The organism is Georgenia subflava (assembly GCF_009193155.1).
GTDB lineage: Bacteria > Actinomycetota > Actinomycetes > Actinomycetales > Actinomycetaceae > Georgenia > Georgenia subflava.
In genome coordinates, this window is sequence record NZ_VUKD01000004.1 from 523992 (window position 1) to 549073 (window position 25082).

Below are 25082 nucleotides of genomic sequence, written 5' to 3' on the forward strand. Positions count from 1 at the left end.
ACCCTGATGAGGTGAAGGCAGCCGAGCGGACGTGGCGGCCGGGCTGGCCGTGCCCCGTCGACCAGGTGCTCTCCGTGGTGCGCAAGGGCCCGGGCGACCCGACCTACCGGCGCGATCCCGACGGCGTCCTGTGGCGCGGTGTCCGCACCCCGGTCGGGCCGGCGACCCTGCGGCTCGAGAGCCGTCCGACCGCCGGCGAGGTGCACGCGACCGCCTGGGGCGACGGCGCCGACTGGGTCCTCGACTCGGTGCCGGCCATGCTGGGTGCCGACGACGACCCCACCGGCTTCGCCGCCGAGCGCCACCCGGTGGTCGAGCGGCTGCACCGGCGGCACCCGCACTGGCGCGTGGCACGCACGGGGCTGGTCATGGAGGCGCTGGTACCGGCGATCATCGAGCAGAAGGTCACCGGTGCCGAGGCCTACCTAGGGTTCCGGCGTCTCGTGCACCGCTTCGGCGAACGTGCGCCCGGGGCCGGCCTCGAGCGTGGTGTCTGGGTGCAGCCGGCCTCTGAGGTGCTGGCCCAGATCCCCTCGTGGGAGTGGCTGCACCTGCCCGTGACACCCGCGCGCTCGCGCACGCTGATCCAGGCGGCGCGCGTCGCCCCGGCGCTCGAACGCACTATGACGGTCGACCACGACGAGGCGGACCGCCGGCTGCGCTCCCTTCCCGGCATCGGGGTCTGGACCAGCGCCGAGGTGCGGGCCCGCGCGCACGGCGACGCGGACGCCGTGAGCTTCGGCGACTACCACGTCGCCAAGGACATCGGCTGGGTGCTGACCGGCACGCCCGTCGACGACGCCGGCCTCGCCGAGCTGCTCGAGCCGTTCCGTCCGCACCGCTACCGGGTGCAGCGCCTGGTGGTCCTCGCCGGGCTGGGCCGACCACGCCGCGGGCCGCGGATGCCGGTGCGCGCACACCTGCCCGCCTGAGTGTTCGACACCCGCTGGCCGCCCCCTCCTGTTCTCGACGGTAGATGGCGAACACGCATGCGGTGGATGAGGACGCATGCCGCAGGATGCGTGCTCGTCCACGGTGTGCGGTCTGGGTGCGGCGTCCGGCCGCGCCCAGACGGTGGACTCGGAATTCGCACGGTGAGCGGCCTATCGAACTCCGCCATGCGGAAACACACTTCCGAAGAGGTGGATTCCACGTACCCGAGCCGAGTATGGTCGGGGTCACAGCGGAGCTGCTGTTCGCATGGATAACCAGCGGCCCGTTCCAGTCCTTGAACCATGCACCCGCGGCACCGGTCTGCGCAGCGCGCGGGGACGGTCTGATGCAGCGGGGCAGACGGGTTGAGGAGCGTGAGCGATGGACCCCATCGAGATGACGGTCAACGGCAAGGTCCGCACCGGGACCGGCGCCGGTCCCCACACCAGCCTCCTGGACTGGTTGCGCGGTGAGGGCCTGACCGGAGCCAAGGAGGGCTGCGCCGAGGGGGAGTGCGGCGCCTGCGCCGTCCTGGTGGCCCGCCCCGACGGCCCCGACCGCACCCGGTGGACCTCGGTCAACGCCTGCCTGCCGCCGGCCCTGGCCTTCGACGGCCAGGAGATCGTCACCGCGGAGGGACTCGGCACCGCCCCCGGCGCGTGCGCCGTCGAGGACCTCCACCCGGTCCAGCGGCAGATGGCGGACCGCGGCGGGTCGCAGTGCGGCTACTGCACGCCCGGCTTCGTCTGCTCCATGGCGGCCGAGTACTACCGGCCGGAGCGCCGCCCCGCCGAGTCCAGCGCACCGGACGCCACCGGCACCTCCGCCGTCGGGGAGGAGCACGCGGCCGACCACGAGACCGGGCCCAACGGGTTCGACCTGCACGCCCTCAGCGGGAACCTGTGCCGCTGCACGGGCTACCGCCCCATCCGCGACGCCGCCTACGCCCTCGGCAGCCCCGCCGGCGACGACGCCCTCGCCCGCCGGCAGGACCAGCCCGCCCCCGCCCCGCGGCACACCCGCCTCAGCGCCGACGGTGGCGAGTTCGTCCGCCCGGGCAGCCTCGAGGAGCTCTTCGAGCTGCTGGAGCAGACCCCCGACGCCGTGCTGGTCGCCGGCGCCACCGACGCCGGCGTGGAACGGAACATCCGCCACGCGCGCCCGCCGCTCGTCGTCGCGATCGACCGGCTGGCACCGCTGCGCCACCTGGAGACCACCGAGGACCGCATCGAGCTCGGCGCGGCGCTGACCCTGACCGAGATCGAGCGCGCCCTCGACGGCCGGGTGCCGCTCCTCGCCCAGCTGTTCCCGCAGTTCGCCTCCCGACTCATCCGCAACGGCGCCACCCTCGGCGGCAACCTCGCGACCGGGTCCCCGATCGGCGACGCAGCCCCCGTCCTCCTCGCCCTGGACGCGTCCCTCGTCCTCGCCTCGGCCGGCGGGGAGCGCGAGGTGCCCCTGGCGGAGTACTTCACCGGTTACCGGGAGAGCGTCCGGGCGGCGGGCGAGATCATCCGTGCGGTCCGCATCCCGCTGCCGCTGGCCGAGACCGCCGCGTTCTACAAGATCGCCAAGCGCCGCTTCGACGACATCTCCTCGGTCGCCGTCGCCGTCGCGCTGCGCCTCGACGGCGACACCGTCACCCAGGCCCGGATCGGCGTCGGCGGGGTGGCCGCCACCCCGATCCGTGCCCGCGCCACCGAGGAGCTGCTGACCGGCAGGCCCTGGACCCGCGAGAGCGCCGAGGCAGCGGCCGCCGCGCTGGCCCACGAGGGCACGCCGATCGACGACCACCGGGCCAGCGCCCGCTACCGCAGCGCCATGCTCGGCCAGGCGCTGCTGAAGCTCTACGCCGAGAACACGCCCGCTCTGGAGGTGGCCCGATGAGATTCCTGTCCGAGCGCCCCGTCAACCCCTCCGTGGGGACGACGGTCTCCCACGAGAGCGCCGCCCTGCACGCCACGGGCACCGCGCTGTACACCGACGACCTCGTCGGGCGCAGCCAGAACGTGCTGCACGCCTGGCCCGTCCAGGCCACGCACGCCCACGCAGAGGTCACCGCCCTGTGCACCGAGCCCGCCCTGCAGGTGCCCGGCGTGGTGCGCGTGCTCACGGCCGCCGACGTCCCGGGCGTGAACGACGCCGGGATCAAGCACGACGAGCCGCTCTTCCCCAGCGAGGTCATGTTCTACGGCCACGCCGTGTGCTGGGTGCTCGGCGAGACCCTCGACGCGGCCCGCCGGGGCGCCGAGGCCGTCGAGGTCGAGTACGCCGAGCTGCCCTCGCTGCTCACCCTCACCGAGGCCATCGAGGCGGAGAGCTTCCAGGGCAACCGGCCCACCATCAGCCGGGGCGACGTCGACGCCGGCCTCGCGCGCTCGGCCCACCGCTTCTCGGGCGAGATCGAGTTCGGCGGCCAGGAGCACTTCTACATCGAGACGCACGCCGCCCTGGCGCACGTGGACGAGTCCGGCCAGGTCTTCGTGCAGTCCAGCACGCAGCACCCCTCGGAGACCCAGGAGATCATCGCCCACGTCCTCGGCCTGCACAGCCACGAGGTCACCGTGCAGTGCCTGCGCATGGGCGGCGGGTTCGGCGGCAAGGAGATGCAGCCCCACGGGCTCGCCGCCGTCGCCGCCCTCGGCGCGGTCCTGACCGGCCGCCCGGTGCGGCTGCGCCTGAACCGCACGCAGGACATCACCATGACCGGCAAGCGCCACCCCTTCCACGCCACCTGGGAGGTCGGCTTCGACGACGACGGGCGCCTGCACGCCCTGCGGACCACCATCACGTCCGACGGCGGCTGGAGCCTCGACCTGTCGGAGCCGGTCCTGACCCGGGCCATGTGCCACATCGACAACTCCTACTTCGTGCCCGACGTCGAGGTGCACGGCCAGATCGCCAAGACCAACAAGACGTCCCAGACGGCGTTCCGCGGCTTCGGCGGGCCCCAGGGCATGCTCGTCATCGAGGACATCCTCGGCCGGTGCGCACCGCTGCTCGGGATCGATCCCGGCGAGCTGCGCCGTCGCAACCTCTACACCGACGGGCAGAGCACCCACTACGGCCAGCCCGTCCGCCACGCCGAGCGTCTCCACGCCATCTGGGGCCAGCTCCACGAGCGGGCCGAGGTCGACGCCCGCCGCGCGGAGGTCGACGCCTTCAACGCCGCCCACCCGCACACCAAGCGCGGCCTGGCGATGACGCCGGTGAAGTTCGGCATCTCCTTCAACCTCACCGCCTTCAACCAGGCCGGTGCGCTCGTCCACGTCTACAAGGACGGTTCGGTCCTGATCAACCACGGCGGCACCGAGATGGGGCAGGGCCTGCACACCAAGATGCGCCAGGTCGCCGCCACCGCCCTGGGCGTGCCGCTGCACTACGTCCGCCTCGCCCCGACCCGCACCGACAAGGTCCCGAACACCTCCGCCACGGCAGCGAGCTCTGGCGCCGACCTCAACGGCGGTGCGGTGAAGAACGCCTGCGACCAGATCCGCGACCGGCTCGCCGAGGTCGCGGCCGGCAAGCTCAACATCCACCCCGACGACGTGCGCTTCGTCGACGGCGTGATCACCGGCATCGGCTTCCACGACGACGGCATCGCCTGGTCCGACCTGGTCAACGACGCCTACTTCCAGCGCGTCTCGCTCTTCGCCGCCGGGTACTACCGCACCGAGGGCATCCATTGGGACGGGAAGAGGATGCAGGGCGAGCCGTTCAAGTACTTCGCGTACGGCGCCGCGGTCTCCGAGGTCGAGGTCGACGGCTTCACCGGTGCCTACCGGTTCCTGCGCACCGACATCATCCACGACGTCGGCGACAGCCTCTCTCCGCTGGTCGACCTCGGGCAGATTGAGGGCGGCTTCGTCCAGGGCGCCGGCTGGCTCACCCTCGAGGACCTGCGCTGGGACACCAGCGACGGCCCGAACCGGGGTCGGCTGGCCACGCAGGCCGCCAGCACCTACAAGCTGCCGAGCTTCTCGGAGATGCCGGAGGAGCTCAACGTCCACCTCTTCGAGCACGCCACGGAGGACGGGGTGGTCTACGGCTCCAAGGCCGTCGGCGAGCCGCCTCTCATGCTCGCCTTCAGCGTCCGGGAGGCCCTGCGCGACGCCGTCGCTGCCTTCGGTCCGGCAGGCCGTGCGGTGGAGCTGGCGAGCCCGGCCACCCCCGAGGCGGTCTTCTGGGCGGTCGAGACGTCCCGGCAGGCCGCCGCGGCGGCGCCGGCGCCGGTGGGCGCGACGGCGGGCGACGGGCAGGCTCGACCGGCGCCCGCACCCGTGGGGAGCTGACATGGACTGGCTCGACGCCCTCCACCACCTGCGGGCCGACGGCGTGCCGGGTGTGCTCGTCACCGTCACCGCCGTGCGCGGGCACGCCCCCCGGGAGGCCGGGGCGAAGATGGTCGTCGGTACCTACGACGTCTGGGACACCATCGGCGGCGGCAACCTCGAGGCCACGGTGATCGACCGGGCCCGGGCGATCCTCGCCGGCGGCCAGGCCGTGCCGGAGGAGCTTCAGATGGCGCTCAACGAGCACGCCGACAACCGGCACGGGCGCCAGTGCTGCGGCGGCGAGGTGTCGGTGCTGCTCGAGCCGGTGCGCACCCGCGCCACGGTCGCCGTGTTCGGCGTCGGGCACGTCGGGTACGAGCTCGCCCGGATCCTCTCGCGGCTGCCGCTGCGGGTGCACCTGGTGGACTCCCGGGGCGACCAGCTCGACACCGGCCGCCTCGCGGACGTCACGAGCGGCTCCGCGGACGTCGAGGTCCACCACGCGCCGGCCCCGGAGGTCGTGCTGCGGACCCTCCCGGCCGGCGCCCACGTCTTCGTCATGACGCACGACCACGCCGAGGACATGGTGCTGTGCGACGCCGCCCTCAACCGCGGCGACCTCGGCTCCGTCGGCCTCATCGGCTCCCGGGCCAAGTGGCTCCGCTTCCGCAAGCGGCTGCTCGAGGGCGGCCACGAGGAGGCGGCCGTCGAGACGATCACCTGCCCGATCGGGCTGCCCGAGATCACGGGCAAGGCGCCCGCCGTGATCGCCGTCAGCGTCGCGGCAGACCTGCTGCGCACCCTCGAGCGCACGGCCGCGACCTCGGCCATCCGGACGAGCACGCCCGCCGACGGTCGCGCGACGACCGCACCGACCCCAGGCACAGCCACGACCGCGCCGCACGGACAGACGCCGGCGGGTCTGCGTTGAGCGCGCCGGAAACGGCAGGTGTGAGCGCACCGGGGGACAGCACCCGGCTCTGGATCAAGAACCCGCTGGCGGTCCTCACGCCTGACGGCGTCGACGCTGCGGGCGGCATCGTCGCTCAGAACGGCGTCATCACCGAGGTCCTCGGCGCGGGCGAGGAGCCGGCCACACCGTGCGAGGAGGTCTACGACGCACGCGAGCACGTGGTGATCCCGGGCCTGATCAACACCCATCACCACTTCTACCAGACCCTCACCCGGGCCTGGTCGCCGGTGGTCAGCGTCGAGCTCTTCCCCTGGCTGGTCAACCTCTACCCGGTCTGGGCGCGGCTGCGGCCGCGGGACCTCGAGCTCGCCACCACCGTCGCGCTCGCCGAGCTGCTGCTCTCGGGCTGCACCACCGCCGCCGACCACCACTACCTCTTCCCCGGCGGCCTGGACGACGCGATCGACATCCAGGTCGAGGCCACCCGGCGTCTGGGCATGCGGGCCGTGCTCACCCGCGGGTCGATGACGCTGGGCCAGGACGACGGCGGGCTCCCGCCGCAGGAGGTGGTCCAGGACGCCGAGACGATCCTGGCCGACAGCCAGCGACTCATCGACACCCACCACCAGCGCGGCCCCGGCGCGCAGATCCAGATCGCCCTGGCACCCTGCTCACCGTTCTCGGTGACCCGGGAGATCATGCGCGAGAGCGCAGAGCTCGCCGAGCGCAACGACGTGCGCCTGCACACCCACCTCGCCGAGACGCTCGACGAGGAGGACTTCTGCCTCGAGCGGTTCGGCATGCGCACCGTCGACTACCTGGAGTCCGTCGGCTGGCTGAGCCCGCGCACCTGGCTGGCGCACGGCATCCACTTCGACGACGGCGAGATCGCCCGCCTCGGCGCGGCCGGCGTGGGGGTGGCGCACTGCCCGTCGTCGAACATGCGGCTGGCGTCCGGCACGTGCCGCGCCGTCGAGCTCGAGGACGCAGGGGCCGCCGTCGGGCTCGGCGTGGACGGGTCCGCCTCCAACGACGGGTCGAACCTGATCCTCGAGGCCCGGCAGGCGCTGTACGTCCAACGGCTGCGCTACGGCGCGGAGATCTCCCCGGAACGGGCGCTGCGGTGGGGGAGCGCGGGCTCGGCCCGCGCGCTCGGGCGCGACGACCTCGGCGAGATCGCCGTCGGGAAGCAGGCCGATCTCGCGCTCTTCCGCCTCGACGACCTGCGCTTCTCCGGCAGCCACGACCCGCTGGCCGCGCTCCTGCTCTGCGGGGCCGACCGGGCGGACCGGGTCATGGTGGCGGGGAGCTGGCGCGTCGTCGACGGTGCTGTCGAGGGGCTCGACGTGCCCGCGCTGGTCGCCGAGCACTCGGCCGCCGCCCGCCGGATGGTCGCCGGCGCCTGACGGGCCCCCATCCCCGCCCGGGTCGAGAGCCGCCGGACCGGTGCGCCCCTGCTACCGGTTGCACATCTTTGGCGCTCCGGTAGCGTGCGCCGCGCGTGCTCATCCAGACGAAGGACAATCCGGAGGTTTGGCATGAAACGAAGGCTCATCGCCCTGGCGGCCGCGGTCGTCATGGTTCCGCTCGGGATCGCGTCGACGGCGACGGCTGACCCGCAGAGCAAGCCCAACGGCCCATGGGGTGACTCCAACCTGGCGGCGATCCACAGCTACGAGGAGCTGTGGTCGACGCTGGAGAGCATCGAGAACCGCGCCAAGGGCGCGTTCGAGCTCGAGGCGGCACCCCAGACGAGCAACACGGGCCGGGAGATCCCGGTGGTCACCATCGGGGACGGACCGACGCAGGTCATGTACATCGCGAACCAGCACGGCAACGAGTTCGTGGTGAGCGAGGCCATGATCAGCATCGTCCGCAACCTCAGCGGCAACAACCCGACGGCGCGGGCCGTCCGGGACGCCCTCACGGTCACGATCGTGCCCCGTGTCAACGTCGACGGCTTCGACGCCGACGTCGTCGACAGCGACGGGGACACCACACCGTGGCGGCAGAACTACGACCCGACCTGCACGCTGGCGTGTGAGTTCTACGCCGACGGCCGCGGGTACGACATCAACCGCTACCACTCCTACAGCGACAACCCGTTCGACCACCCGTACCTCGAGGGCGACGACGACCTCAATCCGGTGCCGGAGGCCATCGCGATGCGCCAGCTCTGGGAGGAGCGCCGGCCGGAGCTAGTGATGGACTTCCACCACCAGGGCTCCTACGTCGACGAGGACGGTGGGCTGATCACCGGCTCGACCATGTGGCCGAACGCCGAGGACGAGGCCGCCGTGCTCGGGATCTCGGAGGAGTTCGCCGAGACCGTGACACTGTCCCAGCGGGTCGTCGGCATCATGCTGACCGAGCTGGACCAGTACGGCTACGCCAACATCACGCGCTACCCCAGCACCGAGACGCCGGGGATCGCGCGCAACGCCTACGGCCTCCTCGGCTCCGCCTCCGTGCTCTTCGAGATGCGCGGCGACATCGGTGCCAAGTCCAACGGCTACATCGCCAAGACCGCCGAGAACGCCGGCATGGCGGTGCTCGAGGCCGTGGCCGACGGCTCGTGGACGACCGCCAGCCTCGAACCGGTCGAGAACATCCGCGAACGGGGGGATTTCATCACCGACCCGCACGAGTGAGACATCGGTGAGCACGCACTCACCCGGACCCCGTGGCGCTCCCTCCCGCCGCGGGGTCCACCCGTCTGGTCACCCGGCGTCCGCAGGTCGACGCCGAGGGGTGCGGAACGACGTCGCCGCCCGTGCGTGCTTCCCGCCCTGCTTGGCGCCGAGGGGTGCGGAACGACGTCGCCGCCCGTGGGTGTCTCCGCAGCTCGACGCCGCGGGGTAGGGAATAACCTCCGCACCCCGGGGTGTTCTCGCCCGCCGGACCGGCGAGCACCCGCCGGGCGGTGAGAGGGGCGCATGAACGAGGAAATCGACCGCGAGCAGGACCATCTCGACGGGCTGTACGCCAGGGTGGACGAGCTGCGCCGCGAGGTCGCCGACCGGCTCGACGCGGCCCTCGCCCCGGCCGGCAGGCGCGGCCAGGACCTCGTCGAGCGCGACGCCCAGGTGACGCGCCTGACCGCTCGGCGCACCGCGCTGGACCACGCCGAGGAGGGCCTGTGCTTCGGCCGGGTCGACCGGACCGACGGCTCGCACCTGTACGTCGGGCGCCTCGGCCTGCGCTCCGCCCCGCCCGAGCGGGCCCCGCTGCTGCTGGACTGGCGTGCGCCCGGTGCGCGCCCGTTCTACACCGCGACGGCCGCCAGCAACCAGGGAGTGCTCCGCCGTCGGCACCTGCGCACGCAGGGACGCCGCGTCGTCGGCCTCAACGACGAGCTGCTCGACCTCGACACCGACCGGGGCGGCGACGGCCTCGTGGGTGAGGGCGCCCTCATGGAGAGCCTCACCGCGCACCGCACCGGCCGGATGCACGACATCGTCGCCACCCTCCAGGCCGAGCAGGACGAGATCGTCCGGGACCGCCCCGACGGCGTGCTCGTCGTCCAGGGCGGACCGGGGACGGGCAAGACCGCGGTGGCGCTGCACCGTGCCGCCTACCTGCTGTACTCGCACCCGACGATCGCCGAGCGCGGCGTCCTCGTCGTCGGCCCGAGCGAGACCTTCCTTCGCTACATCGGCCAGGTGCTGCCATCCCTCGGCGAGACCCACGTGGTCCTCACGACGGCGGACGGACTGTTCCCGGGCGTCGTCGCCGACCGCACCGACACCGACGCGGTGGCGCGTCTCAAGGGCGACGCACGCACGGCCGCCGTCCTCGCGCTGGCCGTACGCGCCCGGCAGGGCGCCCCGGGCGCCGTCGAGGTCTCGTTCGAGGGCGACACCTACCGCCTCGACGCCGACCGGCTCGGCGCCATAGTCGAGCGCGCCCGGGCGAACGGGCTGCCCCACAACCTCGCCCGGCGCACCTTCCGCCGCGAGCTCCTCGGCGCGCTCGTGCAGGACGTCGTCGAGCACGACCGCCGCCTGCTCGTCGACGTCGAGGAGGGCCTCGACGAGGACCTGGCGCGGTTCGACGCGTCGCTCGCCCGGACGCTCGACTCCGTTCCCGCGACGGTCGGGGGCACGGGCACCGAGGTGGACGGCGCCGTCGCCCCGCACGAGCTCGACCGGGTCCGCCGCGAGCTCCTGCTGGACCCGGGCGTCGCCCGGGTCGTGGAGGAGCTCTGGCCCCTGCTCGCACCGGAACAGCTGGTCGAGGACCTGCTCACCGACCCCGAGCGCCTCGCGGCCGCGGCGCCCGGGCTGGCCGACGCGGACCGCCGGTCGTTGCTGCGCGAGCGCAACGCCGGATGGTCGAGCGCGGACGTGCCGCTGCTCGACGAGGCCGCCGAGCTCCTCGGCGAGGACAACACCGAGCAGCGAGCGCGCGAGCGGCAGCGACGCCGAGAGGCCGTGGCGTACGCGCGCCAGGTTCTCGGTGCGACGACGACCGACCTCGTCGAGGAGTTCCTGCCCGCCGTAGAGGCGGAGGACCTCGCCGAGCGCCACCGCGACCGGGACCACCGCACCCTCGCCGAGCGCGCCGCCGCCGACCGCACATGGGCATACGGCCACGTGATCGTCGACGAGGCCCAGGAGCTCTCGCCCATGGCCTGGCGCGCGGTGCTGCGCCGCTGCCCGGCCGTCTCGTTGACCGTCGTCGGTGACGTCCACCAGACGTCCGGCGCCGCCGGGACGGACTCGTGGGAGACCGTGTTCGGCGATGACCGACGGTGGCGACGGCGCGAGCTCAGCGTGAACTACCGCACCCCGAGCGAGGTGATGGCTGCTGCCGCACCGGTGCTCGCCGCGCTCGACGCCGATGCCCGGCCGCCGCAGTCCGTGCGGTCCACCGGCGAGCGACCGTGGCGGCGCCGGGTCGGGGAGGAGGGCCTGGCCGGCGCCGTGGTGGCAGCCGTGCACGAGGAGCTCCGGGCGCTCGACGGCGGGAAGCTCGCCGTGGTCGCGCCGGTCGTACGGGTGGCCGCGCTCGCCCGTGCCCTCGACCTCGCTGCACCCGCCGGCAAGGTCGACCTCGACGCCGACGTGGTGGTGATGACGCCGGAGCAGGCCAAGGGGCTCGAGTTCGACGGCGTCGTCGTCGTCGACCCGGACGCGATCCTCGCCGGCTCCAGGGGCCTGAACGCCCTGTACGTGGCGCTGACCCGACCGACCCGCCGGCTCGGCGTGCTGCACCTCGGAACGGCGCCGGCGGTGCTGGCCGACGTGCCCGAGGTCTGACGGCATCGACGGCGGACCCGGGACCTCGGTCCCTTTCTTCTCGACTGGCGGCTTGTTGTCGTAGAAGGGAGCCCCCAGATGGGAGAGACCACCATGACTGCACGCACGACACTGACACCCGCCGCCCGCGCGTCCGCGGCCGCCACGCCGGAGGGCGGACCGGCTACCGAGGTCCCGCCGGTGCCCGGGGTCCTGGACCTGACCGGCCGGGACCACGAGGAGTGCCGCCGGATCCTACGGGCGACCCTGCGGTCCCTGGGGCCAGGGGACGACGTCGACATCATCAGCGGGCCGGAGCTCACGGCGCTGCGGTACGAGATCGACGCCGTGCTACCTCCGGTCTACCGCTGGTCGCTGCCCAGCGGCACGCGGGCGCGCTCCACCACGGTTGTCACGCGGCTGTAGCGGCCCGAGCCCGATTGCGGGCCGGTGCGGTTGCCGCCGGCAGCACCCTCCCGGCATCCCGACCCCGCCGGTACCGGCCACGTGCCCGGGCTGCAGCCTGGCTACTCACCTGCTGGTCACGCGGCCGCGCGGAGGAAGTTCTCGAGCAGCGGCCCGGCGGTCGCGGCACCGGAGTGGCCGTCCTCGACGAGCACGGCGACGGCGAGGTCGCCCTGGAAGCCGATCATCCACGCATGGGCGCCGCCGGCGTCCTCCGCGCCGAACTCCGCGGTGCCGGTCTTGGCGAAGACCTCGCCGCCAGGCACGTCGGCCAGGAAGGTGGCGGTGCCGTCGGTCACGACCGAGCGCATCATCTGCCGCAGCGCGGCAGCCTCCTCCTCGCTCAGCGGCGAGGCACTGGCGGCCGACGCGTCGGTCGCCGCCTGCGTCGGCGGCTCACCACCGACCGCCGTGACCAGCACCGGAGTGACGCGCGACCCTGCCGCGACGCTCGCCGCCACCGTGGCCATCGTCAGGGGCGACGCCACGACGCGGCCCTGACCGATCAGCGAGGCCGCGTGCTCCGTGCCGGCGGCGTCGGTGGGCACCTCGCCGGCGACGACGGGGACACCCACCTCGGCCGCGACGCCAAGGCTGAGGGAGGCTGCAGCGTCGGCGACGTCCTGGGCGCCGATCCGGTCACGGGCAGCGATGAGGGCGGTGTTGCAGGAGGTGGCGATGACGCCCTCGAGGGTCGTCGCCCCGACCGCCTCCGCCGGGAAGCCCGGGTAGTTCGAGAACTCGCGACCGTCGGCGGTCGCGCTCGGGGTGCAGTCCATGGGGGAGTCGACGCTCAGCCCCGAGCGCAGCAGGGCCAGTGCGGTCGCGACCTTGAACGTCGACCCCGGCGCGTAGCTGCCGAGGGTGGCGGTGCTGAACCCCGCCGAGCCCGGCCCGGACGCGGCGGCGAGCACCTCACCGGTGGACGGGCGCACGGCGACGACGGCAGCGGGCGACTCGACCGGCGCCAGCAGGTCCTCCGCCGCGAGCTGGAGCCGCGTGTCCAGGGTGATGGTCACGTCCGCGCCCGGTCGCGGCTCGGTCGAGAAGATCTCGGTCTCCTCGCCGCGGGTCGTGAGCAGGACGGTGGTCCCCGGCTCGCCGCGGAGCGCCTCGTCGTACTGGCGCTGCAGCCCGGACAGCCCGGCCAGGTCACCGGGCTGGACGGCACCGTCGGACTCCTCGACGAGCTCCGCAGTCGCCGCGCCGACGGTGCCGAGGACCGGGCGGGCGAACGCGGCGGTCGGGGCCAGCGGGAGCTCGTCCTCGACGAGCAGGACGCCGGGCAGTGCACGCGCTCCCTCGACGTCGATGTCGCCGTGGTCGTGACGACGGACGACGATCGCCTCGACGAAGGCGCGCGGCCCGGCCGCCACCGCGCGGTCGGCGAACGCCTTCGGGTCGCCGAACCCGAGGGTCTCGGCGAGCGCCGTCGCGGCGCCGGCGACGTCGGCCTCGGGCACGTTGGCCTTGTCGATGCCGATGCGGAGCACCTCGCGCGAGGTGACGATCGCCGTGCCGTCGGCCCCGAGGACGTCGCCGCGCTCGGCCGGGGTGCGGCGCGAGGACAGGGTGGAGCCCGCGGCGGCGTCGGGGTGCATGACCGTCTGCGTCCAGTGCGCCGTCCAGGTGTCGTCGTCGAGGCTCAGCTCGGTGGACGTGGTCCAGGTCAGGTCGTTCTCGGAGGAGTCGACGTCGACGGTCCAGGTCAGCTCGACGGGTGCCGTGAGAACCTCGCCGGACTCGTCCACCTCGCCGACCTGGGCGACGACCTCACGCGGGAGGTCTGCCAGCGGGCCGAACAGCGCCGCGAGGTCGGTCGCGGCCAGTGCCCGGTCCGCCTCGCTCAGCGGCGCCTCGGCGAGCGTGCCGGAGGCGAGAGCAGCGGCGAGGTCGGTGGCTGCGGGACCGGGTTCCGGGGTGGTGGCGGTGCACGCCGAGATCCCGCCGACGCCGAGCAGTGCCAGGGCGGCCACCAGCGCTGGCCGGGTGTGGGTGGGCATGGGAGTCATCCTGGCAGCACCCGCCCACACCGCGGAACAGATTTAGGACGGCTTCCGCCCGCTCAGACGGCTGGACCGGGGGGGGACAAGGGACCGAGCCGCAGGATCCAGGTAGCGTGTCGGGCGTGCTGCTCGCCGACGAACATGCTCTCCTCCGGGACCGGGCCGGCCTGCCCGGGCCGACGCCATGACGACCGTGCTGGTGACCGGCGCGAGCGGACAGGTCGGCCGGGCGCTGGTTCCCCTGCTCCTCGCCTCCGGCTACGAGGTGCGGGCGATGAGCCGCGACGAGCGGCCTGGCGGCGACGGTCTGCAATGGGTGAGCGGGGACCTGGCGACCGGCGCCGGACTGGCCGAGGCGGTGGACGGCGTCTCCGCCGTCGTACATCTCGCGTCCGCGCCGTACCGGCGCGGGTACACCCGCAAGGTCGACGTCGATGGCACGGCGCGCCTCGTGCGGTTGGCCAGGTCGGCCGGCGTGGCGCACGTCGTGTTCCTGTCGATCGTCGGCGTGGAGGACGTGCCGTGGGGCTTCTACCGCACCAAGCTGGCCGCCGAGGAGATCGTCCGGACCGCCGGGGTGGGCTGGACGGTGCTCCGCTCGACCCAGTTCCACACGTTCACCGACCGTGTGCTGACGAGGAGCGCCCGGCTGGGTGCGCTCGTCGTCGACCCGGGCATCCGCAGCCAGACCGTCGACCTCCGGGACGTCGCGGCGCGGCTCGTAGGAGTGGTCGGCTCCGGACCGGCCGGCCGGGTGCTCGAGCTGGGCGGTCCAGAGGTCCTGGACGCCGAGCAGGCGGCCCGGGAGTGGCTCGCCGTCCGGGGCCGACGGCGCCCCGTCGTCCGACTACGTGTCCCCGGCCGGCTCGGGGCAGCGTTCCGCGGCGACCACCTCATCACCGACGCCGAGCCCCAGGGCCGCACCACGTGGCGCGCTTATCTCGAAGCGAGCGGATGAGGGCTGTCCGACCGGCCCCCGCTTGATGCGCGGGTTCACCCACGGCGTGTCGCTGGGGAGTGCGACGAGACGTTGGGCCGCTGAGCGCGCAGGCTCGGCGTCATTCCCTGGCGCACGCACGCCTTCAGGGACCACCATGCGGAGATGGCAGAACTCTCCGGCGAGGCGCGGGACCGGGTGCGGGCCCTGGGGCTGTGGCTCGTCGGCGGGATCCTGCTCGCCGGTGTGCTCGTCGGCCTCTACGCGACCCTCGTCGGCTTCGACCGGGTGAGCCCCGCGGCGGTGGACGCGGTGGCACGCACCGCCGAGGGACGGGACCTGCTCGTCCGGTACATCGGTGGCTCACCCGGCTGCGGCGATCCGCACCGCATCGACGTCACCGAGGACGACGAGACGGTGGTGATCTCCGCCTACACCGTCGCGCCGCACGGCACCCGGGCCGGCTTCGGGTGCGACGACCGAGGTGTCGTCATGCTCCAGACCGTCCGGCTCGGCGAGCCGTTGGGGGAGCGGCAGGTGCGTGATGGCGCGCGCGACAGTGCCGTCGTCGTGCACGACTCGCCCGCGGCGCTGCTCGACGGCGCGGGCTGACCCACAAGGCGGGGGACCATAAGGTGCGGGACCCCCGAGGTGCGGGCTGGCCCATAAGGCGCGAGATCCCCGAGGCGCGGGCTGGCCCATAAGGCGTTGATCGTCCGGCGGCGCCTCGGGATGCTTGTCACCGGCACTGTCGATCCCGGCGGTGCCCGTTCGACGTGAGTGCACAGGGGTGCGTCAGTGTGCCCCGGACCGACGACGAAGGAGCAGTCCATGCGCAAGCTCGTGATGGGGACGTTCGTGTCCCTCGATGGCGTCATGCAGGCACCCGGCGGGCCGGAGGAGGACCCCGAGGGCGGCTTCCCGTACGGGGGTTGGCAGTTCCCGTTCGGCGACGAGGAGCTGGGCGAGATCGTCACCGAGCTGTTCACGAGGACCGGAGCGTTCCTCCTGGGCCGCAAGACCTACGACATCTTCGCCGGCTACTGGCCGAACCAGGCGGGCGACGACCCCGTGACCCGTGGGCTCAACGAGCTGCCGAAGTACGTCGTCTCCACGACCCTCGGCGAGCCGACCTGGAACAACACCACGGTCATCCGGTCCGACGTGCCCGCGGCCGTGCGGCGACTCAAGGAGCAGGACGGTGGTGACATCCTGATCCAGGGCAGCGCCGCCCTGCTGCCGACGCTCTACGAGCACGATCTGGTCGACGAGTTCCTGGTCGGCATCTACCCGGTGGTGCTCGGGCAGGGCAAGCGGCTCTTCGCCGAGGGTCTGCCGGGGCGGACGTTGCGGCTGACCGACTCCCGACGCACCAACAAGGGAGCGGTCTTCAACACCTACGAGCCGGTCGGAGAGGTGCAGACCGGTTCCTTCTGATCCGATGCCGGGGCGGTGTCGGCGCGGCGGGTCCAGGCTAGGCGCCGGTCGGGCAGGGCCCGGCCGAGGGCGCTAGCGTCGTGCGGATGGACCCGGTCTCGGCTCTGAAGCGCGTGGCGTACCTCCTCGAGCGCGAGCTCGCCGAGCCGCACCGCGTCAGGGCGTTCCGCAAGGCTGCCTGGCGGCTGGAGTCGCTGCCCGAGGCCGAGATCATGGAGCGGATCGCCGCCGGGACGCTCACGACGCTCGCCGATGTCGGCCCGAAGACTGCCAAAGTCGCTGCGCAGGCGGCTAACGGCGGGGTGCCCGACTACCTGGCCGACCTCGAGGCCCGGGCGAGCGTGCCCCTGGTCGACGGCGGCCAGGAGGTGCGCAGCTGGCTCCGCGGTGACCTGCACGCCCACTCGGACTGGTCCGACGGCGGCAGCCCGATCGCGGAGATGGCGCACGCCGCGATCGACGCCGGACACGCCTACCTCGCGCTGACCGACCACTCGCCGCGGCTCACCGTCGCCCGCGGGCTCAGCCCCGACCGGCTGCGCGAGCAGCTCGACGTCGTCGGCCGGCTGAACTCCGAGCTGGCCCCGTTCCGGATCCTCACCGGCATCGAGGTCGACATCCTCGACGACGGCGAGCTCGACCAGGAGGACGAGCTGCTCGACCAGCTCGACGTCGTGGTGGCCAGCGTGCACTCGAAGCTGCGGATGGACGCCCGTGCGATGACCCGACGCATGGTCCGAGCCGTGTCCGACCCCCGCGTCGACGTCCTCGGCCACTGCACCGGGCGGCTCATCACCGGTGGACGCGGCACCCGGCCCGAGTCGGTGTTCGACGCCGACGCGGTCTTCGCGGCCTGCCGCGACCACGACGTCGCCGTCGAGATCAACTCCAGGCCGGAGCGGAGGGACCCTCCCACCCGGCTGCTCGCCAAGGCCGTCGACATGGGGTGCCGCTTCTCCATCGACACCGACGCCCACGCGCCCGGCCAGCTGGACTTCCTCGACCACGGCTGCGCCCGCGCCCAGGCACAGGGGATCCAGCGCGAGCGCATCGTCAACGCCATGGAGCTCGAGGAGCTGCTCGCCTGGACGCGCGCGTCCTGACGTCGATGTGGCCTATCCGGTCGTGAGCGTGTGAGGATCGGGCAGGTCGACCCGTCCGGGTCGACGGCAGCCGGACCGGGTGCACGACGGCGCCGCTCGCGAGGTGGCGGTCGGACAGGGGAGCGACGTGGCGCAGAGCGTGCTGTTCATCGGCGGGTCCGGGGTAATCAGCGCGGCCTGCACCCGGCTGGCCGTCGAGTCCGGGCTCGACGTGACGGTCCTCAACCGTGGGAGGTCGACGCTGCGGCCCCCGCCGCCGGAGGTCCGGGAGGTGCACGCCGACGTGCGTGACACGGCCGCGGTGCGCAACGTCCTCGGCGCTGCTGAGCACGACGTCGTCGTCGACTTCGTGGCCTTCACGGCCGAGCACGCCAGGGCCGACGTCGAGCTCTTCGCCGGGCGCACCGGCCAGTACGTGTTCATCAGCTCCGCCTCCGCGTACGAGAAGCCGCCCAGGCACGTGCCGATCGTGGAGTCGACCCCGCTGCACAACCCGTACTGGCAGTACGCACGCGACAAGATCGCCGCCGAGCACGTGCTGATGCGTGAGCACGGCGAGGCCGGGTTCCCGGTGACCGTCGTGCGGCCGTCGCACACGTACGACGCCACCAAGGTCCCGATCTTCGGCGGCTGGACGGCCGTCGAGCGGATGCGCCGCGGGCAGCCGGTCGTCGTCCCGGGGGAGGGGACGACCCTCTGGACGCTGACCCACAGCAGCGACTTCGCCGTCGGGCTCGTCGGCCTGCTCGGCCGGCACGAGGCGATCGGCGAGGCGTTCACCATCACCGGAGACGAGACGCTCTCGTGGAACGAGATCTTCGAGACCCTGGCCGCGGCGGCCGGCGCCGAGCCGGACCTGGTGCACGTACCCGGCCCGGCCATCGCCGCCCTCGACGCCGAGCTCGGGGCGTCGCAGCTGGGCGACAAGCTGCACCCCGGGGTCTTCGACACCAGCAAGCTGCGTGCGCTGGTCCCGGGCTTCGCACCGCGCGTGCCGTTCGCCGACGGCGCCCGCGAGATGGTGGCCTGGCACGACGCCGACCCCGCCCGGCGCGCGGTCGATCCTCGCATCGACGGCATCCTCGACACGCTCGTGGCGGCCCACGGACCGCGCTGAGCGCTCGAGGGAGGATGATCGGGCCATGGACGTCGGCTTCGCCCTCCCGGTCTCCGGGTCCTGGGCGACGCCGGGCAACGTCCTCGAGGTCGCCCGGCGTGCGGAGTCGCTCGGGTACGCGTCGTTGTGGACGTTCCAGCGGCTGCTCGTCCCGGTGGGACGGCCGACGGCGGCCGTGTACACCAGCGTGCTCGACCCGGTCGTGGTGCTCGGCCACGCCGCCGCGGTGACCGAGCGGGTCCGCCTGGGCACGGCAATCGTCAACGTCCCCTACGTCGCCCCGGCCGTCCTCGCGAAGCAGCTCGTCACCCTCGACGTCCTCAGCTCGGGCCGCCTCGACGTAGGGCTCGGGCTGGGGTGGTCCCGGCCGGAGTTCGAGGCGACCGGTGCCCCGTTCGAACGGCGCGGCGCGCGTGCGGAGGAGTACCTCGCCTGCCTGCGGGCGCTGTGGGGTCCCGACCCGGTGGCGTTCAGCGGCAGGTTCTACCAGGTGCCGCCGTCGGTCGTGGCCCCGAAGCCGGTCCAGCGGCCCGGCCCGCCGATCCTGCTCGGCGGCGACGCGCCGCGGGCGCTGGAGCGGATCGGCAGGTTCGCGGACGGGTGGATCAGCAGCAGCCGCGCCGACCCGGCCGCCCTGCGCGGACCGGTGGACACGGTGCGCGAGGCGGCCGTCAGGGCCGGGCGTGATCCCGACCGGATGAGGTTCGTCTGCCGGGGCGTGGTGCGGGACGTCCCGCGGTCCGGGCCGCTGACCGGGACGCTCGAGGAGGTCCGGGCGGACCTGCCCCGGCTGGCGGCACAGGGAGTCACCGAGGTCTTCGTGGACCTCAACTTCGACCCGTCGGTCGGCGACCCGGACGCCGACGCCGCCGCGTCGATGCGCCGGGCGCACGAGGTGCTCGAGGCGCTGGCGCCGCGCTGACGGCTGGTCGTCGTAGGTGGTCATCGATCGCGGCCGGGGCGGTCGTGACGGGTGGTGGTCGGGGCGGGCCCGTGACCGGTGGTCGGTCGCGGCCGCGCCGACAGGTCGGGGTCGGTGGCCGGTCGCGGCCGGGCCGACAGCTCGGGGTCGGTGGCCGGTCATGGCGCGCTCAGGCCTTCGCCGCCAGGTGCTTCAGTGCCTCGCGTCGCGAGAGCGGCGACAGCCGGTCGCCCCGGTCAGCCACGAGATCTTTGACCCAGTCCGAGTCCGTCTTCGCGTAATCGCGCAGCGCCCAACCGATGGCCTTGCGGATGAAGAACTCGTTGCCGTGGCGGCTGCCCTGGAGGTTGGCGTCGAGGCAGTCGGTGAGCAGGGCGGTGTCCGTCGCTGCCTTGGCACCGAGCTGGCTGAGGATCGCCGCACGGCGGACCCAGAGGTGCTCGTCCTGCGCCCAGCGGCGCACGACGTCCGCCGTCTCGGCGTGGTGCGCCCGCAGCACGGGCGCGAGCAGGTGGGCGGCGACGTCGTCCACGTAGTCCCACCACGCGCCGGTCTCGACGAGGTGCCGGTACAGCGGGACGGCCCCGTGCCCGGTGCTCCAGGTGCGGTAGCGACGGTCCTTGGCGATCGCCAGGGCGGCGTAGCGCTCCTCCCGGTACTCGGCTCCGTCCCAGAGCCGTCGGACGGTGTCGTCCCAGGACCGCTCGTCCGCGAGCCGGAACCGCTCGTCGGTCAGCAGGGCGCGCATGCGAACCTTGAGGTCGGCGCTGGTGAGACCGCGGTACGGCATGGCGGACTTCATGTAGCGCTGCTGGGCGGCGGCGCGGACGGGGTCGGCAGCGTCGGCGAGAGTGCGGCGCACCGCCGTGATCAGCTCCGCGTGGACCGGCATCGGTTCGTCGGGCTCCCTCCGTCGTCAGGCAAGCATCTCGCGAACCATCGGAGCCACCTGCGTGCCGTACAGCTCGATGCTGGACATCAGCTTGTCGTGCGCCAGCGTCCCGTTGGAGTACTTCAGGTCGAACCGTGAGAGCCCGAGCGTCCGGACCGTGCCGGCGATCTTGGTCGCCACCGTCTGCGGCGAGCCGACGTACAGGGCGCCGTCGGGTCCGGCCTGGTGGGTGTACTGGTCCCTCGTCATCGGCGCCCAGCCCCGCTCACGACCGATCCGCGCCTGGACGGCCGCGTAGTGGGGCCACAGCTCCTCCATGGCCTGCTCGTCGGTGGCGGCGACGTGCCCGGGCGAGTGCGCGCCGACCGGCTGGTCCGGCTGCTCGAACTGGGCGAGCGCGCGGCGGTACAGGTCGGCCAGCGGTGCGAACTGGGCCGGGGAGCCCCCGATGATCGCGAGCATCAGCGGCAGGCCGTAGTGCGCGGCACGCACCACCGACTGCGGGTGCCCGCCCACGCCGACCCAGGTCGTCAGCGCCCCGGAGTCGGTCGTGGGGTAGACGGCCTGGTTCGCGAGGCCCGCTCGGGTGCTGCCCGACCAGGTGACGGGCTTCTCGGCCCGTAGCGCGGCGAACAGGTTGAGCTTCTCGTCGAAGAGCTGCTCGTAGTCCTCGAGGCTGTAGCCGAAGAGGGGGAAGGACTCGGTGAAGGATCCGCGCCCGAGGATGGCCTCCGCACGGCCGGAGGAGACGGCGTCGAGGGTCGCGAAGCGCTGGAACACCCGGATCGGGTCGTCCGAGCTCAGGACGGTGACGGCGGAGCCCAGGTGGATCCGCTCGGTGCGGCCGGCGATGGCGGCCAGGACCACCTCGGGGGCGGAGACGGCGAAGTCCTCGCGGTGGTGCTCGCCGATCCCGATGAAGTCGAGCCCCACCTGGTCGGCGAGGACGCCCTGCGCGACGACGTCACGCAGCACCTGCGGGTGCGACTTCGGCCCGTCGGTGCCGGCCGTGACGTCGCCGAAGGTGTCGAGCCCGAGCTCCAGCTGCTTGTCCAAGGTGCGGCCTCCAGGTAGATGCAAAGGTATCGACTGCGGCAACCGCAGGGCTGGTCGGACTATTCCGCCGCACGCCGCACGCCGCGCGCCGCGCGCCGCGCGCCGCACGCCGCACGCCGCAGGCAGGTGGCGGGTTGAGCAGCCGGTTTGTGGATGCACGGCCGTTCTCGGGACGGGCGGCCGGACTGGTGCTTGACTGCGCGTACCGCGGGCCATGGACGTCCTGCCGCAGGAGGGTGGAGAGATGCCGACACGTGCCGAGCCTGCCGCGCGAGGTCTGGTCGTCGTCGCCCTGCTGGTCAGTGCGTTCTACGGTGCCCGGGCGGGCTGGGCGCGTTGGCACGTGTGCGTCGACGGCTTCGACACAGCGGAGTGCCTGCGGGTGCAGGACCACCTGTACGACTACTGGGTGCCGACCGCGCCATGGACCCCGATCGAGGGGGCGGCTCTGAACGAGGGCATCAGCCTGCTCGCTCTCGGGCTGGCCATCGTGCTGCTCGGGTGGTGGGCAGGTGGCGCACTGACCGTGCGTGACGGCGCCTGGATCGGCAGGAAACGGCTCGGCGTCCGGCTGATCGGGCTGCCGGCGGCGGCGAGCTGGATATGGGCCGGCGTGCTGACCGCACGCTCCGGCGTCACCGGTGAGGTCAACGAGCTCGGGAGTCTGGTCGGCGTCGGGGTGTCGGCCTTCGGCACGGCGATCTCGCTGGTGCTGGCGGGCCTGGCCTGGGGGGTGGAGCAGGTCGGCAGCGCTCGGGTCGCCGCACGGCGGATGGTGGTCGCGTGCGTGCTGCTCACGCTGGCGCACCCGCTGCCGGAGCTGGTGCTGACTGGCCTTGTCTATTCCTCGCACGACGCCAATCCCGGTGACGGACTGGTCCGCTCGGCGATGCTGGCACTGTGCGCGATCGCGCTGGCCCTGCCTGCCCGGACATGGCGGGTGAGTCCGCGCGTCACCGTCGGGGCGGTGCCGTCCGCCGCCGACGACGCCCGATGACCACAGGCGGCAGCCTTCGCACTCGGCCTCGCCCGCGCGCTCGCGACTGCCTCGTCCTCGCCGCGGGCCTCAGGCGTCCACGAGCACCCGCTCCAGCGTCTCCCACACGGTCTGGTCGAGGGTCGCGAAGTCACCGTTGACCGTACGCAGCATGTTGCGCTGCACCCGGGACCTCCCGCGCACCGGACTGACGTGGTGCTCGTAGGTGTTGACCGCCTGCAGCACGGCGTGCGCGGTGCCGGCCCAGGGCTCGACCCGCCGGTCGTGGACGTAGAGCGAGCTGATCGCCTCACGCTTCTGCTCGGCGAACCGTGCCGCCCGGGGCGGTAGGCGCTCGCCGTCCCGACCCGTCATCGGGACCCACGAGTCCAGGAACCGGCTCCAGGTGCGCCGGTCGACGTCGACCTCGCACAGCCGGCTCACCTGGGCGGCGAAGATCTCCGCCGTGGTGTGGACGAGCGCGAGTGCCCGCCGCGCCGGTTCCAGCTGGAGCCTGGAGTTGCGCGAGTGCCGGATCTTCAGGTCCTGCCCCGGCTCCCGCAGGGCGACCATGCGGGTGTTGTCGCAGACGACGTCGGTCACGGTGCGCTTGTAGGTGGTGGCCAGCGAGCCGTCCAGCGTGGTCGTCGCGAGCAGGTTCGGCCGGAACTGCACCCCCTCGGGCGTGGTGATGGACTTCGGGACGCTCACCTCCACCCAGGCGATGGCGCCGTCCTTGAGCAGCCCGGCCGAGCTGATGGACAGGCTGTCGTCGAGGATGTTCGCCAACGAACTCAGCAGGTACTCGGTGTACTGGTGCGGGATGTAGGAGTCGGTGAAGACGCCGAGCACGCCGCCGTCGTCGCGGTCGGAGCGCACGATGGCCTGCCTGCCCTTCACCGGTACCCACCGCATGGGCTCGCCCCGCTCGTTCAGGTGGGTCATGGTCATGGCGTCGGCCGGACGCTCCACGGCGAGCGGCCGGGACTCGGCCTGCCAGTCGAAGAGCCGCCGTGCGACGTCCTCCACCGGGATCGGTCCTGGGTAGTGGTTCGGTTCCTCGCCCTGGAGCTCGCGCCTGTAGTGCCAGGCCGTGCCGCGGTGCTCGGTGTTGCCGATGAGGGTGTTCGTGTTCAGGGACTGCAGTGTCTCGCTGGTCATTGGGATCTCCTCCTTGGCCGTACTCAAGCGGGCCCCACCCACACCGCGCCGGCGTCCTCCACAGATGTGCGCGGGGCCTGGACCGCGACCGCCTGTGGACGAGGGCGGTCCCGACGTCGGGCGGCCGGGTCTTGGGCGGTGTGCCGGCCGGGACAGGCGCACGGCGCTGGGACGTCGGCGGCCGGGCGGGCTGGGACGTCGGCAACGGAGTGAGCTGGGACTCCGTCGACCGGCAGGGGCCCGTTCGGGGCCGGGACCTTCGTGCCAGGTGGGACGGCAGGCCGTGCCGGAGGATGGAGCCACCACCAACACCAGCGGAGAGGATGACGGCGATGTCGACATTCGAGGGAAAGGTCGCGATCGTGACCGGCGGCGGTTCGGGTCTGGGCGAGGCGATCGCCAAGGACCTGGCCGTCCGGGGCGCGAAGGTGGTGGTCACGGACATCAACCTCGACGGCGCCAGGCGGGTCGCGGACGAGATCGCTGCCGCGGGCGGGACCGCGGACGCCGTCGTCCACGACACCGCTCTGCCGGAGGACGCCGAGAGGGTGGTCGCCCACGCCGTCGAGACGTACGGCGCCCTGCACCTGGCGGTCAACAACGCCGGTATCGGGGGCGCGCCGGCACCGGCCGGAGAGGTCGACCTGGCCGACTGGGACAAGGTCATCGCCATCAACCTGAGCGGCGTGCTCTACGGGATGCGCTACCAGATCCCCGAGATGCTCAAGGCCGGTGCGGAGAGCTGCGCGATCGTGAACATGGCGTCGATCCACGGCAGCGTCGCCGCGCTCGGTAACGGCGCCTACACGGCCGCCAAGCACGGCGTCGTCGGCCTCACGAAGAACGCTGCCGCCGAGTACGGTCCGCAGGGGCTGCGCATCAACTCCGTCGGCCCTGGTTACATCCGCACCCCGCTCCTGGAGAACCTGCCGCAGGACGCCTTCGACGCGCTCACCGGCAAGCACCCGCTGGGCCGGCTCGGCCGGCCGGAGGAGGTCGCGTACCTGGTGAGCTTCCTGCTCTCCGAGGAGGCGTCGTTCATCACCGGCGCCTACTACCTCGTCGACGGTGGCTACACGGCTGTCTGACCGCCTCGATAGGCTGGGCCCAGGCAGCGGCGCCGCCGGTGCCTGGGCACCGATGAACGGGCAGGAGCCGAGGATGGCCGAGGGCACGAAGGACGACCCCTGGGAGCTGAGGACCGCCCCCGGCTCCTCCTCGTACACGATGTACCGGGACCCCGGCGCGGACCCGCCGGCTCTGGTGTGCCAGGTGGGCTCGACGGCGCTGCGCTACCACCTCAGCGCCGTCGAGGACCTCCACGCCTGGCTGAAGGAGCGCGGGGACTGGGTGCCGCTCGGCGCCGCGGACGAGAGCAAGCCGGCCGCCGAGGGCAGCGTCGAGGCCTGGGGCAGAGCCGAGGACAACCCCGTGGGCGGCTGGTACGGGTTGCGCAAGGGCTACCGGGGGCGGTTCGGCATGTACCTCCCGCCGCTGCTGGAGGAGCTGGGCCTGGTAGAGCTCACGCACGACAAGCGCAACAACCAGGTGCGGGCGCGCTGAGGGAGCACGGCCGCCGGCAGCCGACCACCGGAAAATGCGTCGGGTCCGCCGTCGGGCCTGTGGCAGCATGGCCGCGCGAGCACCGGA

Annotated in this window: 21 protein-coding genes; 17 read left to right on the forward strand and 4 right to left on the reverse strand. The window is 73.1% G+C overall.

Features of this window, described 5'->3' with window-relative positions; all coding sequences use genetic code 11:
* Window positions 1-11 precede the first annotated feature (11 nt).
* From GD748_RS15770 to GD748_RS15810, 8 genes are all read left to right on the forward strand, one after another.
* Entirely contained in the window at window positions 12-932 is a 921-nt protein-coding gene (locus GD748_RS15770; RefSeq protein WP_152196157.1) for a DNA-3-methyladenine glycosylase family protein, read from the forward strand.
* A gap of 382 nt (window positions 933-1314) precedes the next feature.
* The gene (locus tag GD748_RS15775; RefSeq protein ID WP_152196158.1) at window positions 1315-2820 is read left to right on the forward strand and encodes a xanthine dehydrogenase small subunit; all 1506 of its coding nucleotides are present in this window, start codon (window positions 1315-1317) and stop codon (window positions 2818-2820) included.
* Window positions 2817-5225: a xanthine dehydrogenase molybdopterin binding subunit gene (gene xdhB / locus GD748_RS15780; RefSeq protein ID WP_152196159.1), complete on the forward strand. Its 2409-nt coding sequence runs from the start codon at window positions 2817-2819 to the stop codon at window positions 5223-5225. The genes GD748_RS15775 and xdhB overlap by 4 nt, the downstream gene beginning before the upstream one ends.
* A gap of 1 nt (window position 5226) precedes the next feature.
* Window positions 5227-6138, forward strand: coding sequence for a xanthine dehydrogenase accessory protein XdhC (gene xdhC, locus GD748_RS15785; protein WP_152196160.1), 912 nt, complete (start codon window positions 5227-5229; stop codon window positions 6136-6138).
* Window positions 6139-6158: 20 nt separating this feature from the next.
* Window positions 6159-7526 (forward strand): 8-oxoguanine deaminase, encoded by a 1368-nt coding sequence (locus GD748_RS15790; RefSeq protein WP_152196161.1) that lies wholly within the window; start codon window positions 6159-6161, stop codon window positions 7524-7526.
* Between the two features lie 132 nt (window positions 7527-7658).
* Complete coding sequence (locus GD748_RS15800) at window positions 7659-8771, forward strand: M14 family zinc carboxypeptidase (protein WP_152196163.1); 1113 nt, start codon at window positions 7659-7661, stop codon at window positions 8769-8771.
* Between the two features lie 285 nt (window positions 8772-9056).
* Window positions 9057-11381 carry a HelD family protein gene (locus GD748_RS15805; protein WP_152196164.1) on the forward strand — a complete coding sequence of 775 codons (2325 nt, stop codon included), beginning with the start codon at window positions 9057-9059 and terminating at the stop codon, window positions 11379-11381.
* A 78-nt stretch (window positions 11382-11459) separates the two neighbouring features.
* Complete coding sequence (locus GD748_RS15810) at window positions 11460-11786, forward strand: hypothetical protein (RefSeq protein WP_152196165.1); 327 nt, start codon at window positions 11460-11462, stop codon at window positions 11784-11786.
* A 116-nt stretch (window positions 11787-11902) separates the two neighbouring features.
* Here GD748_RS15810 and GD748_RS15815 read toward each other — a convergent pair whose 3' ends face one another.
* Complete coding sequence (locus GD748_RS15815; protein WP_152196166.1) at window positions 11903-13828, reverse strand: penicillin-binding transpeptidase domain-containing protein; 1926 nt, start codon at window positions 13826-13828, stop codon at window positions 11903-11905.
* A gap of 187 nt (window positions 13829-14015) precedes the next feature.
* On the opposite strand from GD748_RS15815, the gene GD748_RS15820 reads away from it, so the two are divergent.
* The 6 genes from GD748_RS15820 to GD748_RS15845 all read left to right on the forward strand — a co-directional run bounded on the left by GD748_RS15820 (window position 14016) and on the right by GD748_RS15845 (window position 19347).
* Window positions 14016-14789 (forward strand): SDR family oxidoreductase, encoded by a 774-nt coding sequence (locus GD748_RS15820; RefSeq protein ID WP_152196167.1) that lies wholly within the window; start codon window positions 14016-14018, stop codon window positions 14787-14789.
* Window positions 14790-14933: 144 nt separating this feature from the next.
* Window positions 14934-15380 carry a hypothetical protein gene (locus GD748_RS15825; protein WP_152196168.1) on the forward strand — a complete coding sequence of 149 codons (447 nt, stop codon included), beginning with the start codon at window positions 14934-14936 and terminating at the stop codon, window positions 15378-15380.
* Between the two features lie 219 nt (window positions 15381-15599).
* Entirely contained in the window at window positions 15600-16205 is a 606-nt protein-coding gene (locus tag GD748_RS15830; RefSeq protein WP_152196169.1) for a dihydrofolate reductase family protein, read from the forward strand.
* An 86-nt stretch (window positions 16206-16291) separates the two neighbouring features.
* The gene (locus tag GD748_RS15835; protein ID WP_152196170.1) at window positions 16292-17308 is read left to right on the forward strand and encodes a PHP domain-containing protein; all 1017 of its coding nucleotides are present in this window, start codon (window positions 16292-16294) and stop codon (window positions 17306-17308) included.
* A gap of 127 nt (window positions 17309-17435) precedes the next feature.
* Complete coding sequence (locus GD748_RS15840) at window positions 17436-18425, forward strand: NAD-dependent epimerase/dehydratase family protein (protein WP_152196171.1); 990 nt, start codon at window positions 17436-17438, stop codon at window positions 18423-18425.
* A gap of 25 nt (window positions 18426-18450) precedes the next feature.
* Window positions 18451-19347 (forward strand): LLM class F420-dependent oxidoreductase, encoded by an 897-nt coding sequence (locus GD748_RS15845; protein ID WP_152196172.1) that lies wholly within the window; start codon window positions 18451-18453, stop codon window positions 19345-19347.
* 169 nt (window positions 19348-19516) lie between these two features.
* Here the strand turns inward: GD748_RS15845 and GD748_RS15850 are convergent, their stop codons facing one another.
* Together GD748_RS15850 and GD748_RS15855 are read right to left on the reverse strand one after the other, a co-directional pair.
* Window positions 19517-20239 carry a DNA alkylation repair protein gene (locus tag GD748_RS15850; RefSeq protein WP_152196173.1) on the reverse strand — a complete coding sequence of 241 codons (723 nt, stop codon included), beginning with the start codon at window positions 20237-20239 and terminating at the stop codon, window positions 19517-19519.
* Window positions 20240-20263: 24 nt separating this feature from the next.
* Window positions 20264-21295: an LLM class flavin-dependent oxidoreductase gene (locus tag GD748_RS15855; RefSeq protein ID WP_226921447.1), complete on the reverse strand. Its 1032-nt coding sequence runs from the start codon at window positions 21293-21295 to the stop codon at window positions 20264-20266.
* A gap of 244 nt (window positions 21296-21539) precedes the next feature.
* Between GD748_RS15855 and GD748_RS15860 the strand changes: the two genes are divergently transcribed.
* On the forward strand, window positions 21540-22292 hold the full coding sequence (locus GD748_RS15860; protein ID WP_152196175.1) for a hypothetical protein: 753 nt from the start codon (window positions 21540-21542) through the stop codon (window positions 22290-22292).
* Window positions 22293-22361: 69 nt separating this feature from the next.
* Here the strand turns inward: GD748_RS15860 and GD748_RS15865 are convergent, their stop codons facing one another.
* A complete protein-coding gene (locus GD748_RS15865) occupies window positions 22362-23432 on the reverse strand; it encodes a DUF932 domain-containing protein (protein WP_152196176.1) in 1071 nt (356 codons plus the stop codon).
* 332 nt (window positions 23433-23764) lie between these two features.
* Here GD748_RS15865 and GD748_RS15870 point away from each other — a divergent pair, with 332 nt between their 5' ends.
* Together GD748_RS15870 and GD748_RS15875 are read left to right on the forward strand one after the other, a co-directional pair.
* Window positions 23765-24520, forward strand: a complete 756-nt coding sequence (locus GD748_RS15870; RefSeq protein ID WP_152196177.1) for an SDR family NAD(P)-dependent oxidoreductase — start codon at window positions 23765-23767, stop codon at window positions 24518-24520.
* 73 nt (window positions 24521-24593) lie between these two features.
* Entirely contained in the window at window positions 24594-24995 is a 402-nt protein-coding gene (locus tag GD748_RS15875; RefSeq protein ID WP_152196178.1) for a DUF6855 family protein, read from the forward strand.
* Window positions 24996-25082: the final 87 nt, after the last annotated feature.

Bases quoted from the DNA above. Each gene is read 5' to 3' on its own strand.
- GD748_RS15775 (WP_152196158.1), top strand. From the start codon at position 1,315: ATGGACCCCATCGAGATGACGGTCAACGGCAAGGTCCGCACCGGGACC.
- xdhB (WP_152196159.1), top strand. From the start codon at position 2,817: ATGAGATTCCTGTCCGAGCGCCCCGTCAACCCCTCCGTGGGGACGACG.
- xdhC (WP_152196160.1), top strand. From the start codon at position 5,227: ATGGACTGGCTCGACGCCCTCCACCACCTGCGGGCCGACGGCGTGCCG.
- GD748_RS15800 (WP_152196163.1), top strand. From the start codon at position 7,659: ATGAAACGAAGGCTCATCGCCCTGGCGGCCGCGGTCGTCATGGTTCCG.
- GD748_RS15805 (WP_152196164.1), top strand. From the start codon at position 9,057: ATGAACGAGGAAATCGACCGCGAGCAGGACCATCTCGACGGGCTGTAC.
- GD748_RS15810 (WP_152196165.1), top strand. From the start codon at position 11,460: ATGGGAGAGACCACCATGACTGCACGCACGACACTGACACCCGCCGCC.
- GD748_RS15815 (WP_152196166.1), bottom strand. From the start codon at position 13,828: ATGCCCACCCACACCCGGCCAGCGCTGGTGGCCGCCCTGGCACTGCTC.
- GD748_RS15820 (WP_152196167.1), top strand. From the start codon at position 14,016: ATGACGACCGTGCTGGTGACCGGCGCGAGCGGACAGGTCGGCCGGGCG.
- GD748_RS15825 (WP_152196168.1), top strand. From the start codon at position 14,934: ATGGCAGAACTCTCCGGCGAGGCGCGGGACCGGGTGCGGGCCCTGGGG.
- GD748_RS15830 (WP_152196169.1), top strand. From the start codon at position 15,600: ATGCGCAAGCTCGTGATGGGGACGTTCGTGTCCCTCGATGGCGTCATG.
- GD748_RS15835 (WP_152196170.1), top strand. From the start codon at position 16,292: ATGGACCCGGTCTCGGCTCTGAAGCGCGTGGCGTACCTCCTCGAGCGC.
- GD748_RS15845 (WP_152196172.1), top strand. From the start codon at position 18,451: ATGGACGTCGGCTTCGCCCTCCCGGTCTCCGGGTCCTGGGCGACGCCG.
- GD748_RS15850 (WP_152196173.1), bottom strand. From the start codon at position 20,239: ATGCCGGTCCACGCGGAGCTGATCACGGCGGTGCGCCGCACTCTCGCC.
- GD748_RS15860 (WP_152196175.1), top strand. From the start codon at position 21,540: ATGCCGACACGTGCCGAGCCTGCCGCGCGAGGTCTGGTCGTCGTCGCC.
- GD748_RS15865 (WP_152196176.1), bottom strand. From the start codon at position 23,432: ATGACCAGCGAGACACTGCAGTCCCTGAACACGAACACCCTCATCGGC.
- GD748_RS15870 (WP_152196177.1), top strand. From the start codon at position 23,765: ATGTCGACATTCGAGGGAAAGGTCGCGATCGTGACCGGCGGCGGTTCG.
- GD748_RS15875 (WP_152196178.1), top strand. From the start codon at position 24,594: ATGGCCGAGGGCACGAAGGACGACCCCTGGGAGCTGAGGACCGCCCCC.